At 67.3% G+C, this 15,978-nt stretch carries 8 protein-coding genes; 3 read left to right on the top strand and 5 right to left on the bottom strand.

Annotation, left to right across the window (positions count from 1 at the left end; all coding sequences use genetic code 11):
- Position 1: 1 nt before the first annotated feature.
- The 4 genes from AB0K34_RS08185 to AB0K34_RS08170 all read right to left on the bottom strand — a co-directional run bounded on the left by AB0K34_RS08185 (position 2) and on the right by AB0K34_RS08170 (position 10,296).
- Complete coding sequence (locus AB0K34_RS08185) at positions 2 to 3,214, bottom strand: helicase-related protein (protein ID WP_364546516.1); 3,213 nt, start codon at positions 3,212 to 3,214, stop codon at positions 2 to 4.
- The gene (locus AB0K34_RS08180; RefSeq protein WP_364546513.1) at positions 3,207 to 5,117 is read right to left on the bottom strand and encodes an ATP-dependent helicase; all 1,911 of its coding nucleotides are present in this window, start codon (positions 5,115 to 5,117) and stop codon (positions 3,207 to 3,209) included. The genes AB0K34_RS08185 and AB0K34_RS08180 overlap by 8 nt, the downstream gene beginning before the upstream one ends.
- The gene (locus AB0K34_RS08175) at positions 5,114 to 9,763 is read right to left on the bottom strand and encodes a helicase-related protein (protein WP_364546510.1); all 4,650 of its coding nucleotides are present in this window, start codon (positions 9,761 to 9,763) and stop codon (positions 5,114 to 5,116) included. Before AB0K34_RS08175 ends, AB0K34_RS08180 begins: the two co-directional genes overlap by 4 nt.
- A 257-nt stretch (positions 9,764 to 10,020) precedes the next feature.
- The gene (locus AB0K34_RS08170; protein ID WP_364546507.1) at positions 10,021 to 10,296 is read right to left on the bottom strand and encodes a hypothetical protein; all 276 of its coding nucleotides are present in this window, start codon (positions 10,294 to 10,296) and stop codon (positions 10,021 to 10,023) included.
- Positions 10,297 to 10,793: 497 nt separating this feature from the next.
- On the opposite strand from AB0K34_RS08170, the gene AB0K34_RS08165 reads away from it, so the two are divergent.
- Genes AB0K34_RS08165 through AB0K34_RS08155 form a run of 3 tightly spaced genes read left to right on the top strand, consistent with a single transcriptional unit; the run spans position 10,794 to position 14,691 of the window.
- Positions 10,794 to 12,866, top strand: a complete 2,073-nt coding sequence (locus tag AB0K34_RS08165) for a helix-turn-helix transcriptional regulator (protein WP_364546504.1) — start codon at positions 10,794 to 10,796, stop codon at positions 12,864 to 12,866.
- Entirely contained in the window at positions 12,863 to 13,810 is a 948-nt protein-coding gene (locus AB0K34_RS08160; RefSeq protein WP_364546501.1) for a hypothetical protein, read from the top strand. The genes AB0K34_RS08165 and AB0K34_RS08160 overlap by 4 nt, the downstream gene beginning before the upstream one ends.
- Positions 13,807 to 14,691 carry a DUF6339 family protein gene (locus AB0K34_RS08155; protein WP_364546498.1) on the top strand — a complete coding sequence of 295 codons (885 nt, stop codon included), beginning with the start codon at positions 13,807 to 13,809 and terminating at the stop codon, positions 14,689 to 14,691. Before AB0K34_RS08160 ends, AB0K34_RS08155 begins: the two co-directional genes overlap by 4 nt.
- Positions 14,692 to 14,702: 11 nt before the next feature.
- Here the strand turns inward: AB0K34_RS08155 and AB0K34_RS08150 are convergent, their stop codons facing one another.
- Positions 14,703 to 15,950, bottom strand: a complete 1,248-nt coding sequence (locus AB0K34_RS08150) for a DNA cytosine methyltransferase (protein WP_364546495.1) — start codon at positions 15,948 to 15,950, stop codon at positions 14,703 to 14,705.
- Between the last annotated feature and the right edge of the window lie 28 nt (positions 15,951 to 15,978).

Raw genomic sequence — 15,978 nt, 5'->3', positions numbered from 1 at the left:
CTCACTTCTCCCGGTACAGGTCGGACTCGACATCGACGTCGCGGAGGCTCCACAGGGTGGGGAGGGCCTCTAGAAGGTCGTCGTCGGAATAGGAGCACAGGAGCGCGGAATCGGGCTCCCGAGGTTCGGAGCGCTTGAACGAGTACTTGGCCTCATAGACGAGCGGGGCGTCGCCGAGGTCCGGATCTCGGTGGTCGGCGAGCTTCCGCCAATGTCCGATGATGAAATCGAGATCGGCCTCGGTGCCGGATGCCTCTTCCGGTGCGACCCTCTCGACGCGGGCGAGGATCCTGTCGCGCATCTCCTCGACGCGGTCGAGGAACTCCTCGATGTTCTGGGCGGACCGGTTGTCCCGCGCGTCTTCGACCATCAGCCGGGTGAGGCCGACGAGGACCGCGTGCAACCCTCGATCGCGGGCGCGAGAGGAGAACGGTGTGACGCTCGTGGACTCGACCTGGCGATACAGCGCGGAGTGATACGAGGCGAACTGTTCGTAGTGCGAGCGGTCACGCGACCGTGCCGCGTTGAACAGGGTGACGATGAGCCCGGGATGCCGGCGCCCGACCCGGCTGGTGGCCTGGATGTACTCTGCCGTGGTCTGTGGCTGACCCATGACGGCCATGAGCCCGAGCCGGTCGACGTCCACGCCGACTGAGATCATGTTCGTGGCGAGGACCGTGTCGAAGGCCTCACCGGGCAGGCTCTGCTCCAGTTCCTTCAAGCGCGTCGGGATGTCACTGGACTTCACCCGACTCGTCAGTTCGGCGTACCGGTCGGCCTCCCGCGCTTCGATCCCGGCGCGTTCGGCCAGCAGCCCGAGGCGCTCCTGCACGTCGTCATGAACCTGGAGTTCCGCCGCGGCGAGCAGACGGAGGCTGTTGAAGTAGCCGATCAGCGTCCAGTAGGCGTCCCGGACGGAATCGTCGCCCTCGATGCGCCCGGCGTGATGCAACAGCGCCGCGTACGCCCGGATCAGGAGGGTCGCCTGACTGGTGCTGGGCGTCATCAGTCCCACGTAGAGGCGGGACGCCTTGCGTTCGCGCGGAGTCTCGACCGCGAACCACGAGTCTCTGGAGTCGAGTCCTGCGGGTGGGAACTGGCGGACCTCCCGGTCGAAGAGGGCCTTGCCCTGCTCCGCCGCCCTGCGGATGGTCGCGGTGGACGCGATCACCTTGGGCGCGTCCGCCGCGATGTCGATGGCCGTCTCGTAGAGGCCGGCCAAGGTGCCGAGGGGGCCGGAGATCAGGTGCAACTCGTCCTGGACGATCAGCTCGGGCGGTGGAGTGCCCGGGCGATCTCGGTTGAACAGCGCTGCGACGTCGGCCCGCCAGGCGATCTGCGCGAACTTGTCGGCCGTGGCGATGACGAGCGTCGGACGAACTCGATAGATCTGCTCATCGACCACGTGGACGGGCAAGCCGTCGTGGAAATCGCACTCGCCGTTCGGGCACCGAACGGCCATCTCGGCGTCGTCGGGTGCCATGTGATAGTCGTGCGCGTCGAGCCGGCTCCCGCACCAAGGGCACACACCGAGCTGGACGGGGTTCTCCTCCTGGAGGTCGTCTCCCTTGCGGAGCTTCCGCAGGCTGGTCGCCGCAACCTTCAACCGGTTCGGCGTCGCCGCGCTGCCGACCCACATGCCGATGGAGATCGGCTCGGATCCGAGCCTCACCGGATCGCGCAGGCGCTGCATCTCCATGGCACAGATCAGCGAGGCCGCTCGCTCGAACTGCTGAAGCGTCAGCAGACGCAGGGTGTATCTCATGAGGGCCGTGACACCGCCGCCCGAGTCACCGAGGCGGAGTCGGCGCAAGAACACCGTATAGGCGATGAGACCCAGGTAGGCCTCGGTCTTGCCGCCTCCTGTGGGGAACCACAGGACGTCCGCGAGTGCTCGGTCGGGGTGATCTCGGTTGGTGATCCCGCGCAGGCAGAGCAGCAGGAACGCGATCTGGAACGGACGCCAACGCCCGTCGAACGTCACCTCGCCCGAACGGCCGCCCTTGATCCAAGACGTCCGGCCGCGCTGCTCGGCCATGACGCGATTGGCCATGCGGAACGCCGTGAGGGCGCCGGGGTCCGATTCCAAGAGTTCGATTCCGGCCGCCATCCGCTCGGCGGCGCCGCGACACTGGTCGATCTGGTCGCGGGCGACGGTGCCGTACTCGGTGTCCCGGAGAAGCGAGGCCTCGTCGGATCGTTCGGCGATCCAGGCTCGATACCCCTCGACCAGAGCGGTCAGCGCCCCGATCACATCCGCGTCCGACGCCTCCGCCAAGTGCAGCATGCCGAGCGAGCGGGTGTCGATGTCCGGATTGGAATCGGCGAGGAGGACCTCATGTGACGGGACGAACGCCGTCCAGACGGCGGCGACGGCCGCCCGCCGCGTTCTCGCCGTCACCGCGCCCCGAGGGGGGAGCGGAGACCAGTCCCAGTCGGCCGCACAGCCGTGACCCGTGGCGAACGTCGGGGCGTGTCGGTGGAGGAGCCGGTTGAGCTTGACCTCGTCCTCGTCCGCACCGATCGGCACGGGACGTTCGACCAGTGCCGCGACTCCGTCCGGACCGACGATGTGCAGGCGCGGCTGGAAGAAGCAGTGCGCGTCCTGGAGATCGAACCGGGAGATCTCGTTGACGTTGACGAGCGTCACGGTGATCGCGACGGCCCCGTCGCGCGGACCGCGCACCCGAAGGCGCATTTCGAGGCCGGAGCCCAGTGGCTCGACACGCTGCCCCGGTTCGGTGACGTCGATGACGACGGGCGCGATCTCAAGAGGGCGACGACGCCACCGCACGTCGTCCTTGTCCGTCGTCCGGCGCTCGGCCCGCCTCGCCGCGGCGATGTTGCCGGCCTCGTCGATCGGGTCGTACATCGCAGCCGTGACCATGGCCGTCACCGTCGGGGAGACGGTCGGGTCGACCGCGAACGTCAGACCCATGGAAGAGGGAGTCTGCACGTTGGCGAGCGAGACCCCGATATCGGGCACCTCGTCGACGGCGAACTGCGCCGTGGTCAGGTCGGCGTCCTTCTCCGCCTGGTCGAGCGCCACGGTGTCCTCGTCCCTGCGGCGCGGGAAGAGGACGCCCGCGGAGTAGGTCGTCACGGGAGCGTCGTCGATGACCTCGTCCTCGCCGCCCACGGGACCGGACAGGTCTCGCCGCAGCCGGTCGAGAAGCTCGTCCCTGAACCGGTAGTGATCGGAGTGATCAGACATTTTCTGCCTCACCGCCGTGAACGTACGGGTCATAAGTGAAACGACCAAGACCGACCGGTCGGGGAGCCAGCCAGACCCCATGCTCGCCCAGTCCCGCCATAGAGCCCGCGGAGGCGCTGCCCGCCACGGTCTCGACCGCGTCGATTCGCATGCCGGTGATGCCGACGGGCCATCTGTCCGGGACGTGGTTCTTGGACCACTTCATGTGGGAGTACAGCTCCTTGGCGAACTGCTCCGAGGTCAGCCCGATCGCAACCCCGGAGGGTTCGTGCACGACGACGTACCGCGGGGCTTGGAACTCGTACGGTGAGCCGTCCTCGAGCCGACGCAGGACGACCGCGTCACCGGGTGAGACATGCTCGGCCAGATGGTCTTGCAATGCCGCGGCGGTCTTGTCGAAGACGTCGTCGGGCAGGAGAAGATGCGATCCGGCTGGACGCTCCCCATCGACGTCGCCCGCAACGAGTTCGATTCCGAGCCGCCACGACCGTTTCCGGACCTGATAGCGGCCCCAACGTCCCGACCGGTCCTTGGCCGGGTACATCGGCCAGGTCTTCAACGGTGCCAACCGCATGAGTTCGTGGCGCGCCCGGGTCATCGCCACGTACAGCATCCGGGTCTCCTCGTCCTGATCCTGCACGTCATCCCGGAGCGTGTCGGGATCCATGACCAGGACCCTGTCGAATTCGAGGCCCTTGGCACGGTGCATGGAGGAGACGGTGAGCGCCGCCGACGGCTGTGCGGTCAGTTCGTCCGGCACACGCCCTTCGGCGATCAGTGTTCGGAATCGAGAGAGGTCCAGGGTGTTCGAACGGTTCGGCAGGGACCTGAGCAAGGAGGTCCACAGCACTCGGGGGGGCATGTCCGCCGGCAGCGGGAGCCTCTTCGCCAATTCCTCGAAGTCGCTTCGCGTGACGATCGAGGACTCGGCGCGGCGGAACATCAGGCCCACCCACGCGGGAACAGCGCGGTCGCGGGCCGAGCGCTGTACCCGATGCGGGACGCCACCGGCGTGCAGGAGCTCCGAGACGAGCAGAGCCTGGCCGTTCGTCCGGCACAGGATCGCCGTGGTCCCGTCGTGGTCGCGGAGCCCGGCACAGACGAATTCGTCTTCGAGGTCGCCGATCAGGAGGGTGTCGAGAAGCGCCGTGCGAAGTTCCTCGTACCGGACGCCCGCGACTCTTCCCCGCCCCTCCGCTCCCGCCTGCAGGCGAGGTCCGAAGGGCAGGGCCACCCTCGCCTCGTCCGTCGCGGCCCGGAAGTTCCGGCTCAGCCGCAGTTCCGTCAGTTCTTCGCCGAATCTCGCCCGCAACCAGTCGAAGAATCGGTTCGTCTCGCCCGCACGCTCCTCCGGATCTCGCACCTGGAAGCCGTAGATCGCCTGAGCCGGGTCGCCGACCACGGTGAAGCCGCACTCGTAGGTGTCGAGCAGCGCCTCGACCAGTTCCCGACGCTCGCCCACGAGGTCTTGGACCTCGTCGATGACCACATGGCGCAGGTCCTCGTAGAGGTCGTTCACCGCGTCGTCGCCCATCAGCTCCGCGGCGGCGACGATGCGCGCGTCGAAATCGCGTGACCGCCAGTCGCGGGCGGCGTCCACCTGCGTCAGCAGTTCGAGCGCCCAGGAGTCGAAGGTCCGCACTCGGACGTGCCGGGCGGCATCGCCGTGCCGAGCGAGCCGCTCCTTCAGCTCGCGGACGGCCGCACGGGAGAAGCTGAGGACGAGGATCTCGCCGGCGCCCAGACCCTCCCGGTCGACGAGTGCGTCCAGCCGACGGACGAGCGTATGGGTCTTGCCCGCTCCCGCACCGGCGATGACCAGTGCCATCTCGTCCGCGGGCAGGTCGACCACGGCGCGCTGCTCGTCGGTCAGCGGCGGTGCGCCTTCGTAGGGGGTGGTCACCGGGCCCTCCAAAGTTCCTCGAACTCCGTGAAGGCCAGCTTCCTGTCGTAGTTGACGATGTTGTCGTGCACGTCCAGGATTCTGCAGACCTCCTTGCCGCCGTTGAGCGGACCGCGCAGACCGCGTCCGATCATCTGGGTGTAGGTGTTCGGGCTGTAGGTCGGACGAGCGACGATCACGGCCCTCGTCGCCGGGGCGTCGAAGCCCTGCGCCAACACGTTGTAGTTGGCGAGGACCCTGATCTTGCCATTGCGGAACTGGTCGATGCTGCTGCGCCGCTCCGCCGTCGGCGTACCGGAGTCGATCGATGCGGATCTGATGCCCATCCCGTTGAGGACCGCCGTCATCAGCCGTGCGTGGTTGACCGACGTCGCGAAGAACAAGATGGGCCAATCGGCCGGCATGGACTCGATCTCATTGACCAGCATGTTGTTGCGCTCGTCGTCCGCGGCCAGACGCTGTTCGGCGGTGGTGGGAAGACCGCGGAGCAGCGCCACGTTCCGCAGTTCGTCGTCTGACAGGCTGATCGTCGCGCCCCGCAGTTCACGGTGCTCGACGCGCGCCAGCACGCCCAGCTCCTGTAGGTGAGTGAAGGGATCGCCGTCCGGGAAGACCCCGTGGTCGAGCCGCCGCTTCCCGTATCGCTGAGTGAGGAGCCGCGTCTCCTCCGGATTGAATCCTCGGTAGGGCGTCGCCGACAGACCGACGAGAGGACGGGACGTCATGCTCGACGTGAGCCCGAGCGACCGCAGGATCGACGTCATCCGGGTATACGAGCTGTGGGCCTCGTCGACGATGACCACCGCGGCCTCGCGCAGCCACGCGTACTCGTCCTTTTCCAAGACCATCTCGAGCTTCGCGTCGGTGGCCACCACGAGATGCGGACCGCTCCTGTGCGCGGCGGCCTCGAAGCTGCTCCAGAGCCTGCTGATCGTGAGCGGCTCCCCGGGGCCGACCTTCTGCCACACGAACTTCCAACTCTGCACCGCCTGCTCGCACAGTTCCCATGTCTGCGCGATCCAGAGCACCGGGCCCGTCAAGCCCCGCTCCTTGAAGACCCTGATGACGGACTCGGCCGCGACCCGTGTCTTGCCGGCGCCGGTCGGCATGCTCAGCATGGCCCTGCCGGGCCTGCCGTCGATCAGGAGGTCGTACATGTTCGTGGCGAGCCGCTCCTGGTAGTCGTGGAGGCGGGGGAACATCGTCGGTCCCTCCACGACCTCTGTCGGATCGAGTGACTCGACTTTCGTCCCGGCGTACTCCTCGGGCAGGCCGAGCTCGTTCACGAACTGACGGGCGGTGTTCTCGCCGCTGAAGCGGGACGGGGCGTCCGGAATGCGGGCGGCGATGTCCTTGCTGTGGGTCCGCAGCAGGCCCGCGCCATGGGCGTTGACCGCGAGTTCGGCGATCCGCTTGTCGTCGGGCGCCCGCCCGGTGCGTGCCTTCTCGCTCTCGATGAGACCCTCGGGGAGCCGACTCTTGAGGTTCTCGACACCGACGATCTGGAGGACCTTCTCGGCGGAGCTCTGCGCCTTACGCGCCCGCTGGACGCGTTCGTGATTGCGCATCTGTTCGCGCCGACTCAAGATCGACTCGCAGCCCGCCCGGCCCAACCCCAGCTTCAGCACACGATCGACGGACATGAGCGCCGCGAGGTCGTCCTCCGGGCTCTTGACGAGCACCACCTGGTCTTGGGACGCCTCCCGAATCGGTATGGGGCGCTCACCGTTGGGCGACCGGGTGATCTCCTCGAGTTCTGTGCAGCGACCCAGGGACCAGCCGTCCACCTTCGCTCGATGAGACACCTTGAGATGGGGGAATTCGTCCACGAGCAAGGTGGGCTGAATCTCAAGGACGTACCGGAGCTCCTTCTGGATGACGTCGGATGGGGGGATCATCCCCCACGTCTCGATCATCTGCTCAGCGCTCTCGACGGTTGGCGCCAGCAGCGCCGGAATGCCCTCTCGGACGAGGGCGTCGTACTCCGAGCGGATCGCCGTCACGGCGATCTCCTGATCGGGACGGTCGTTCGACCAGTCCTCGCCGACCCGGCACCGGGTGGTGATCTCAGCCGGCCACTCGGCCTCGGCCTCCAGGAACAAGGCGTAGACCTTGCCGGGGAACGCGTCGTCCTCGCTCGACTCGGCCTCCCTGAGCAGACTGGTCCAGGTGCCCGCGCGAATCTCGCCCAGACTGCCGGGCAGCTTCAGAGTCTCGGCGATCCCGGTCGCCACGTCCGCCACTGGAAGCACATCCCCGTGCGCTCTGAGCCCGGGACCGACGGACAACGGAACGCGTCGCAGGCCGCGAGACGTTTCAAGGAACCCGTGCATGCGCGCCATCCACACCAGAGGCGACATCCGGTGGTGACGAGTGGACGGCAAGGCGCCGACCTGGAGCGTCCAGTTGGTCACGTGACCCGTGGGCGGGAGGCTCTTCAGGAAGGCCGCCCGTCCCTCCTTGGAGAGTTCCGTGAGGAAGTGCAGCGGGCCGGCAGGGTCGGCGCCCTGGGCGCGCATCGTCTTCAATTGAGGCCGAGAGGCATCGGTGGGCAGACCGGCGAGGTACTTCTTCCAGCCCGCCTCGACGTACGACTCGAACCATGGCTCCGAGCGCGGGTCCACGCCCATCATGGGACGGTCGAGAAGGCCGAGGGCGCGGAGGATCTGCCGGTCGTGCTCGTGGAACCGCATGTCGACGGCGATCCGCGCGTCGCGTGAGCCGTCCCCCGGAACCACGGGTCCCGGCGCGAGGCAGTCGCCGATGCTTCGGAAATCACCGGACACCGTGCGCACCTTCAGTTCTTCGGTCGGCTTCTTCACGTGCGCCTGGAGCACCGCGAGGGCATCGGTGGGGTCGGCCTGGCGGGACAGGTCCCAGAAGGCCTCCCACTTCGCGTCGGAGTAACCGTGGAAGCCCTGCTCGAGCACCGCGGAGAGTCGCCCGGCGGGGTCGGCCTCATGAATGCCGAGCCCGTCGAGGGCGTGGGACGCCTCGAAGTCGCCCGCCACGGCCGGGTGCACGTAGAGCAGGCTGTCACCCAGAGCGTCGCCGGAGCTGCGGCGGAAGATCTTGCCTCGCACCGGTGCCACCAGACCGTCCGACTCGGTCAAGAGGATTCGGGCCTTGGCCGCCTCCTCCGTGAACTTGCTCTGGTCGCGGCGCATGTCGGAGACGATGCGGATCGCCAACACTGACGCCTCGGGGGAGCCGTCCTCGACCAGCGCCTCCAACCACTCGCGAACGGAGGCCGGGTGAAGGTCCGCCGCCGAGAGGATCCGCTCTGCCCGCGCCCGCCGCTCCCGCGTTTGGACGGAGTGATGGCACCAGGCGACCGGACGGCCCGGGTGGCTCGCCCACAACTTGAGCCACTCCTCCTTCAACTCGTCCGGGTGCAGTCGAATCTCCGTCGGATGACGCAGAATCCCGTCCTGATCCGGCAACGAGGGCTTCTCCCCCGCGATCTTCCAGATGGCAAGGGTCAGTTGCCTGTCAGCCCACTGGGGCGCCTCTCGGCCGCGTCCCGGAAGCAGGTCGATGTACGCGGCCGGATCATCCTCCCGAACCAGCTCCGGCAGGGAGTCCAGCACCAGTGTCGCCGCCTCGTTGATCAACTCGTCGTTGAAGGCGTTGTTCTTGTAGAGGTTCTGCCGGTCCTCGCTTGTCTTCCACGGCGCGTTGAGGATGCCACGGAGCAGCGTGGCGTAGTTGGTGGGGAAATAGGCCCAGAAGGTGCCGAGTTCACGAACCCTGCGTCCGTCGGGCACCGCCCAGGACAGGTCGATCTCCGGACGATCGTGCAGTTCGCCGGCGGCCGAGAGCGCCGCCCGGCTCGGCCGGATCGTCCGGGTGAAGACGCGCCACTCAGTAGTGACATCCGACCCGTCGCGCTTCTCCTCCTGGATCGTGTGGCGTGTTCCCTCCACCTTCTGGGAGATGAGGCGCCGGGCGGGCGGAACGACGCGCCGGTCCTCCAGCGTGACCGTGCCCACGTGCGAGGAGAAGAGAGGGAACTCGGCCGGGAAGTTCATGAGATCCGCACCGAGCCGCTTCACGGACTCCGGCTTGAGCGGGAGCCGGACGACCGTCGTCGCCCAGGCGAGGAGATCGGCGAGGACCGGGTCGGCGGCCATGGCCTCGTCGCGGTCCAACGGCCGCCCCATGCGCAGCACGGGGATCTCCTCGGCCTCGGGGTGGACGGACCTGATCTGCTCCGTGGACCAGTCGCGATCGAATCCGACGCATCCCGTCCTGCTGAAGAACTGCGGGGAGTCCGACACGCTCAGCACCGACTTGACGCCCACCCCGAAGCGCCCGATCTGGCCACCGCGCTTGCGCGAGACGCCCATGCGCAGAATGGTGTCGACGCCCTCCGGAGTGATCGGCGCACCCTGATTGGCGCAGTACAGGTGGGTCGCGGTCAGGATCACGGCGATCTCGCCACCGGGGTCGGCGCGAAGTTCGTCGGCGCCGTTCTGCACCAGTTCGTAGATCTGGCGGTCGCCGTATCCGCCCTGGCTGATGCGGCGCTCTCCGTTGGCGTGCTCCTCGATCAGCCGCGGATCGACCTTGTAGGTCTCCAACACCCGGCGCGACTGCTCGATCACCACGTCCAGCACGGACTGTCGGGGTGGGTGCTCGGACATCGAACGACTCCTTTGAAGCACGAAATGTCGGCGGGGAGCGAAGGGTGAGCGGCCGGCGCGGGAGCAAAGAGCCGGCCAGGGGCGAACGCGATTCGTGTGCAGGCTCGCGCCCGCCCCTGGCCGCAGACAGCCATGACTCTGTGGAACGTCGGGTCGCAGGTCGATTTCTAAGATGGTGATGGCGTCGGTGACGACCCTCCGGACATGGAGGCCCTTCTTGGCGCTTTTGTCCGGATTTGCTCGATTCGGGACGTTGGCTAGATGGACTTGTTCCTCTTGTTGCCTCGAGTCCCCGCCCGCGGATAGTGGACGGACCCGTGGCACGCGGCGCACGTCGAGTGCGCGGTGCCGATGTGCGGCATTTCCTGCCGCCAGCGGTTGACGTAAGTCAGGGGGACGTCCTCGGCGCGCAGCAGCGCGTCCGCCGCAGAGGGGGACACCTGCGACGCCAGGTCGTAGGCCCGTACCAGCGTCTCCTTATAGTGCGCTGGGAAGGTGCGGCGCTGCCTTCTGCCCCCGTGAGGTCGACTCATCCGGGGCCTCCCTTTCAGTCGTGAACTTCTATTGGCCGGTCCGTGTCGACGATCGGTCGTGGGCCGTACTGCTCCTCATGTGAACGCGAGTCGAGTACCGATTGACTCGGGTTCTCGGTCGTCCACCTTGCCACGCCGCACAGGTCGTGTGAAGCCGTGGAATCACGGAAGTCCGAACGATACGAGGTCATGCTCATGACGAGACGAGGCGTCTTCTGGGTCGAAAGACAAGTCGCCCCTTCAAGCGACACTCTTCGGCGCCGCTCCGGTTTCGAAGAAGGTAATGCCTGAGGCGGTGCTCCGCAACACCGGGAGATGTCCGAATTGTATTCTGTCCTGGCCAGAATTGCTCTCGACTACCTATAGTCAGATTGTGGCGACGGAGAGTCGTCGACGTGAGCGTCCGTCCGATGTATAGGCTCGCCTTCGGCGGCCTTGATTTCAAGTCTTTTTGACGTACGATGTGGTGTATAAAACGCGAGGTGATGGAGGGGTGAATGGGTGACCTGGAGGAGTTCGGGCCCTGGCTCGGACGGCAGTTGCGGCGTCGAGGGCTGAGTCAGTCGGAGTTCGCCGAGGAGATCCAGGTCACGCGGGCGGCGGTGTCGGCCTGGATGACCGGCCGGGCCCAACCGCGGATGGACAAGATCCAGGCGATCGAGGAGGTCCTCGAGCTGCCGGCCGGGTCGCTGGTGACTCGGCAGGACCCGGGAACACCGGTCGAAGGACTGACCTGGTACCACCGGCCGGCCTACAAGGACGGCGGACGCGAGTTCGGGAACGCGGCCGCCTTCGCGTTCGACGCCGATCTGAGCGTCCTCGCGCGGGAGGCGACCCAGAACAGTCTCGATGAGCGGCTCGACGAGGGCGAGCCCGTGCGCGTCCGCTACACCCTGCATGAACTGACGGGCGAGCGGCTCCACAGCTTCCTGGAGGTGCTTCGATGGGGTGACATCGAACCCCACCTCCAGGCGTCCGCCGACGCCGACAACAAGGTGGGGCGCGTCATCGCGGACGGCCTGGAGGACCTGCGCAACACCGGTCGACTGCTACTGCTCCGCATCGACGACTACAACGCCTCCGGCCTGACCGGGCCCGATTATGACGACGGGCGGTTCGCCGCCGTGGTGCGTCGCCAGTTGGAGAGTCGAAAGGAAGGGGCCGGGGCGGGAGGCTCGTACGGACTCGGCAAGGCAACGCTCTGGGCTGCGAGTCGGCTCGGCCTCGTGCTTATCAACAGCACGCTCTCCACGCCCTACCAGGGACACAGCGAACGACGCATGATCGGTCGTTTGGAGCTTCCGTGGCGGCAGACCGTCGATGGGCAGTGGGCAGGCCCGTCCTGGTTCGGCGAACCGGATCCCGAACGCGATGGCGCCACCCGTTCGTGGTGGGCGGACGAGCAGACCGCCGAACGGCTTCATATCCGGCGCGACAGCGGCGCGCCCGGTACGAGCTTTCTCATCGTGGGCGCGCACGACCCGAGCGGAGAGGCCGACGACCTGGAGAGCATGCACGCCGCTCTCGTCAAGGGTCTGGTTCAGAGCTTTTGGGCATCGATGGTGTCGACAGCGGACACGCGGCCCATGCTCGCCGCCTCTGTGGTCGCCAAGCGCGACGGCAACGTCGTGGTGGAGGAAGAGCAGATCGACCCGTATCAGTACGAGCCCGCTCGGACTCGGGCGCTGCGAGCGTTCCTCGAAGGCGCCACTGTCGAGCGCCTGACGTCCACTGATGACGTTCTTCTTTCGCACGTGCCGCTTCACGTCCCGGCGCTGAAGAGCAAGGGAAAGGCGCCCAAGATCGAGCACCGAGCGGTGCTGCTTGTCACGCCGACCGACGAGCAGGACATGGACGCCAACCAACTCGTCTGCATGCGCAGCAACCGTATGGTCGTCATGGCGCGTCCCATGACGGACCTGCCACTCGGGGCGCCGCGAGTGCAGGGCGTGCTGCTGGCGGGACACGCGGCCGGTGCGGACAGCCCGGGCGCGGATGCGGCCGAGCACTTCCTGCGCACTGCGGAGCCGCCGGAGCACAACGACTGGAAGCGAACGGACGACCTGACGGCCACCTACGCGCGGGGGGCTGCCACCGCCATCAGGACCTTCCGCACGGCCATGATGGAGGAGATCCGCCGACTGCTCCGGCCCACCGAGCAGAAGAGCGACGACGGGCCGGCCTCCCTGCGGGAACTCCTCAGTCTGGAGCCGCCCTCCGCGCCGCGCAGCCCCGGTTTCCCCACGGTGAAGCACGTCGACGGTTCCGTGGACGCCTCCGGTGCGTGGCGGGTGCGGGTCGAGGTCAGACTGCCGCGGCGCGACGATCCGTGGCTGCTCAGTCCGACCCTCCGTTTCGCCACGCGTTCGGGCCCGAAGCCGATGGCCGAATGGGCTGAACTCATCCCGGAATCGAACTGCGAGCTCACTGAGGCCGGGAACTTGCGCTTCGCGCCCGGCGCGCGCACTGCCGCCTTCCGAGGCGTCAGCGACGTCTCCAGCCACCCGGTGTCCGCGAGGATGGCCGCCGCCGACGTGGATCTGCGACGAGTCAAGGAGGCTTCGGCGTGAACAGGCTCATTCCGTATCCGACCCTCGCCGGTGAGATCTCACTCGAAGTGCGGGAGGTACGGCTGGACGGTGCGCCGCTCAACCTCAACATGATCTCGAGTTCGCGTCACGTCGTGGCCCTTCACGAGGTCGAGCGCGAGAGATGGGACGAGGCGAGGCTCTCGGTCCGGCTTCACCCGCCTCGGCACGAGTTGGACGACGCCGCGTGGTCGGACGTGAACTGCGTGGCGGTGCTCGCGGAGCGCCGGACCAACGCCCGTTCGGTCACGCCCCTCGAAAAGGAACCCGATGGCACCTGGACCGGAGTGGTCGTCATGCACGGCGACCATCACCTCGGGCAGGCGCAGCTCAGCGGCCACGTGATCGCCACGGTCGACGGCGTCGTCGGCCGGACGATCGGTGTCACGGACCGCGCGTGGACGGTCGACCTGCAGGCGCGGACTCCCGCCCGACAGCAGAGCATCAAGGTTCTCACCGTGGACTTCGGCGATGCGGAGCATCCGCATCTGCACTCGTACAAGGACGATCCGTGGACGGTCGAGGCCGTGGGGGAAGAGCCGCTCGTCTACCTCAATTCGAGGTTCGAAGGGCTGGTGCCGCTGCTGACGGACGGCGACCGCGGCGCTCGGGACCTGCTGGCCGCGCAGATCGCCGCGGACGCCTGGACGGCGTTGTTCAACGCGGCCGTCTACGCCGCCGACATGGAGGACGGGCAACCGTTGTGGCCCGGCGGCTGGCACGGTGCCGTCCTCAAGCGAATGCTGCCGGACGTCTTCCCCGACCTGTCGCCGGACGACGCCCTGATCGAGGCGGTCACTCGACGTCTGAACGGCGATGGCGGCGACCTGCAGACCAGGCTCGGCCACGCGGCGGGCAGGCAGGCCCTCATCTCCCGCCGACTCGGCGGATTCATCCGCGCGACCAATCGTAAGGAGCACTCGTGACCGTGCAGAGGCCCGCCCGATCGGTTGCGCGTCTCGCCCTGCTGGCGGAGCGTGAGGCGACCGAATACCTGACCTCGGCCGTCCTGCAGGGGTTGGAGGACCTTCCGCAGACTGCTCTGGAGAAGGCGTGCGAACCGCTTCCCGACGAGGCGCGTTGGGACGCCGTGCCCGTCCGGGAACTCCTGGACGAGGCGATGGACCGGTTCGACGAGGAGCCGACCAAGGCGGACGCGTGGGTGGCGCCGAGGCTGCACGCCACATTGCGGCTCAGCCGGCGCGAAGCCGCGGACTCCCGGCTGTGGAATTTCATGGCCATGCGTTTGGCCCCGGACTACGTCGTCTGGAGAAACCCCCCACGCGCTTTTCCGGGGAACCCCGTTTCGCAGGTCAACAAGAACCACTTCATCGGAGCCTTCCACAAGCAGGCGTTCGCGCGGCTGTGGTGGGCCGCCGAGTTCTTCCGGAACGGGTCCGACTACCGTCCCGTGGAGATCGCCTGCCGGAACCAGGAGACCTTCAACAGCGCCCTGCGGCTGGAGATCGTCTACCACCGCGCGACCGCCCATACGATGGCCCAGCTCATGAGCGACGGGACCATCCGGACGACGCGCGAGGCGAACGCCTTCTTCAAGGCGGTCAACGCAGCTGGGAGCACGCTCTTCTTCGATGTGATGGCGCCCGACGAGCCGTGGGACGCCGACGCTCACCGAGCGTGGGTCGCGGACGCGGGTACGGCTCACGTCCAGTACGAGTCACTGCCGGACGGCCCGGACGACTGGCATGTGCCCGACTCCGCCGTGGACGCGCTGTCACCGCTCTTCAAGGAGCTCTTCGTCGAGGCGCCGATCCGTGGAAAGGAACAGGTCGAGAGCGATGAGTGAGGTGACGGTCGTCAGCCGGCGTCCGAAACCTCGCCCGCGTCCTTGAGGTATGCGAAGACCTGAGCGGCGATAGCGCGGGACAGACCGACCGGGACCGCGTTGCCTATCTGGCGGGCGATCTGGACCTTGGAACCGCACCAGAGGAAATCCTCGGGAAACTCCTGGAGGAGCGCCGCCTCGTAATGGGTGATCGGCCGGTCCGCCCAGGGGTGCAGGTACCTGCCCTTCTCCGGCTTGTAGAACTCGGTGCGGATCGTCACCGCAGGACGGTCGAGGTACATGCGGCCCATGACGTCCCCGGACCCATTGCGGTGATTGAGCCAGTTCTCGGTCGAGAGCTCGGGCGGGAGGTCCCAGCGGTTGCCGCCCTCAGGGATGCTGGCGTATCGGCGCAGCGAGAGATCGGTCGGATTACGACCGATGTGCAACTCCGTCGTCTTGAAGGGGCCGGGCATCGACTTGCCAAGCAGGTCGACCCGGGCGTCCGGCAGTTCGGTCGTCCGTGGCCTCAACGGCGTCCTCGGCTCTCGTTTCAAGCCGAAGACGGTGCTGCTGGGAATCCAAGGCCGCAGACCGTTCGCGAGGACGCCGGACGACGGATCGCCCTCCTCCCAGAGGACCGCCTGATCGTCGTGGCGTCCGCCCTTCACCTCACAATGGGTGGGCTTCGGGTGCGTCAGCGGTAGTGACGAAGGGTGCGCCGCGACCAGGTCCCGGTGGGTGGCGAGCACGATGGTGCGCTTCCGAGCCTGCGGAACACCATAGTCGGCCGCTACCAGATGCCGGGACTCGAGGACATAGTCCTTGAGGGGGCCGCCGTCCACCGCCGCCGTGAGCGCCGCGTACTCGATCGAGGAGAAGAACCGGTCGACGTTCTCGATCACGAAGATCTTCGGTCGTATTCGCTGCACAACGCGCATGTACTCGCGCCAGAGCTGGTTTCGCGGGTCCTCCGGATCCTCACGGCCCAGCCCTGAAAAGCCCTGGCAGGGCGGACCACCGAGAATAACGTCGACGTCCTCGCTGACGTCGTCGGGGTTCCACTGCTCGATATCGCCCGGAAAGATGTATCCGGTACCTCCGGCCTCCGGAGCGAAGTTGGCGGCGTAGGTCGTGGCGGCGGCGACGTCGATTTCCACGGCGCCGACCGTCCGGAACGGCGACCGGTCATGCCCGGGGGGAGTGAACTCGTGGAAACCCTGCGTGAAACCGCCGCACCCCGCGAAGAGGTCCACGATGTTGATGTGATCGGCGGTCATGCGGACAGCCTATCGAGGCGGGACATGA

This window comes from Actinomadura sp. NPDC049382, from assembly GCF_040677125.1.
In the GTDB taxonomy this organism is placed as follows: Bacteria; Actinomycetota; Actinomycetes; order Streptosporangiales; family Streptosporangiaceae; genus Spirillospora; species Spirillospora geliboluensis.
Note: the sequence above shows the minus strand (reverse complement) of the source record. Positions and strands in the feature narration are given on the sequence as shown.

Excerpts from the sequence above, each read along its gene's own strand:
- AB0K34_RS08185 (WP_364546516.1), bottom strand. The coding sequence starts at position 3,214 with ATGTCTGATCACTCCGATCACTACCGGTTCAGGGACGAGCTTCTCGAC.
- AB0K34_RS08175 (WP_364546510.1), bottom strand. The coding sequence starts at position 9,763 with ATGTCCGAGCACCCACCCCGACAGTCCGTGCTGGACGTGGTGATCGAG.
- AB0K34_RS08170 (WP_364546507.1), bottom strand. The coding sequence starts at position 10,296 with ATGAGTCGACCTCACGGGGGCAGAAGGCAGCGCCGCACCTTCCCAGCG.
- AB0K34_RS08165 (WP_364546504.1), top strand. The coding sequence starts at position 10,794 with ATGGGTGACCTGGAGGAGTTCGGGCCCTGGCTCGGACGGCAGTTGCGG.
- AB0K34_RS08150 (WP_364546495.1), bottom strand. The coding sequence starts at position 15,950 with ATGACCGCCGATCACATCAACATCGTGGACCTCTTCGCGGGGTGCGGC.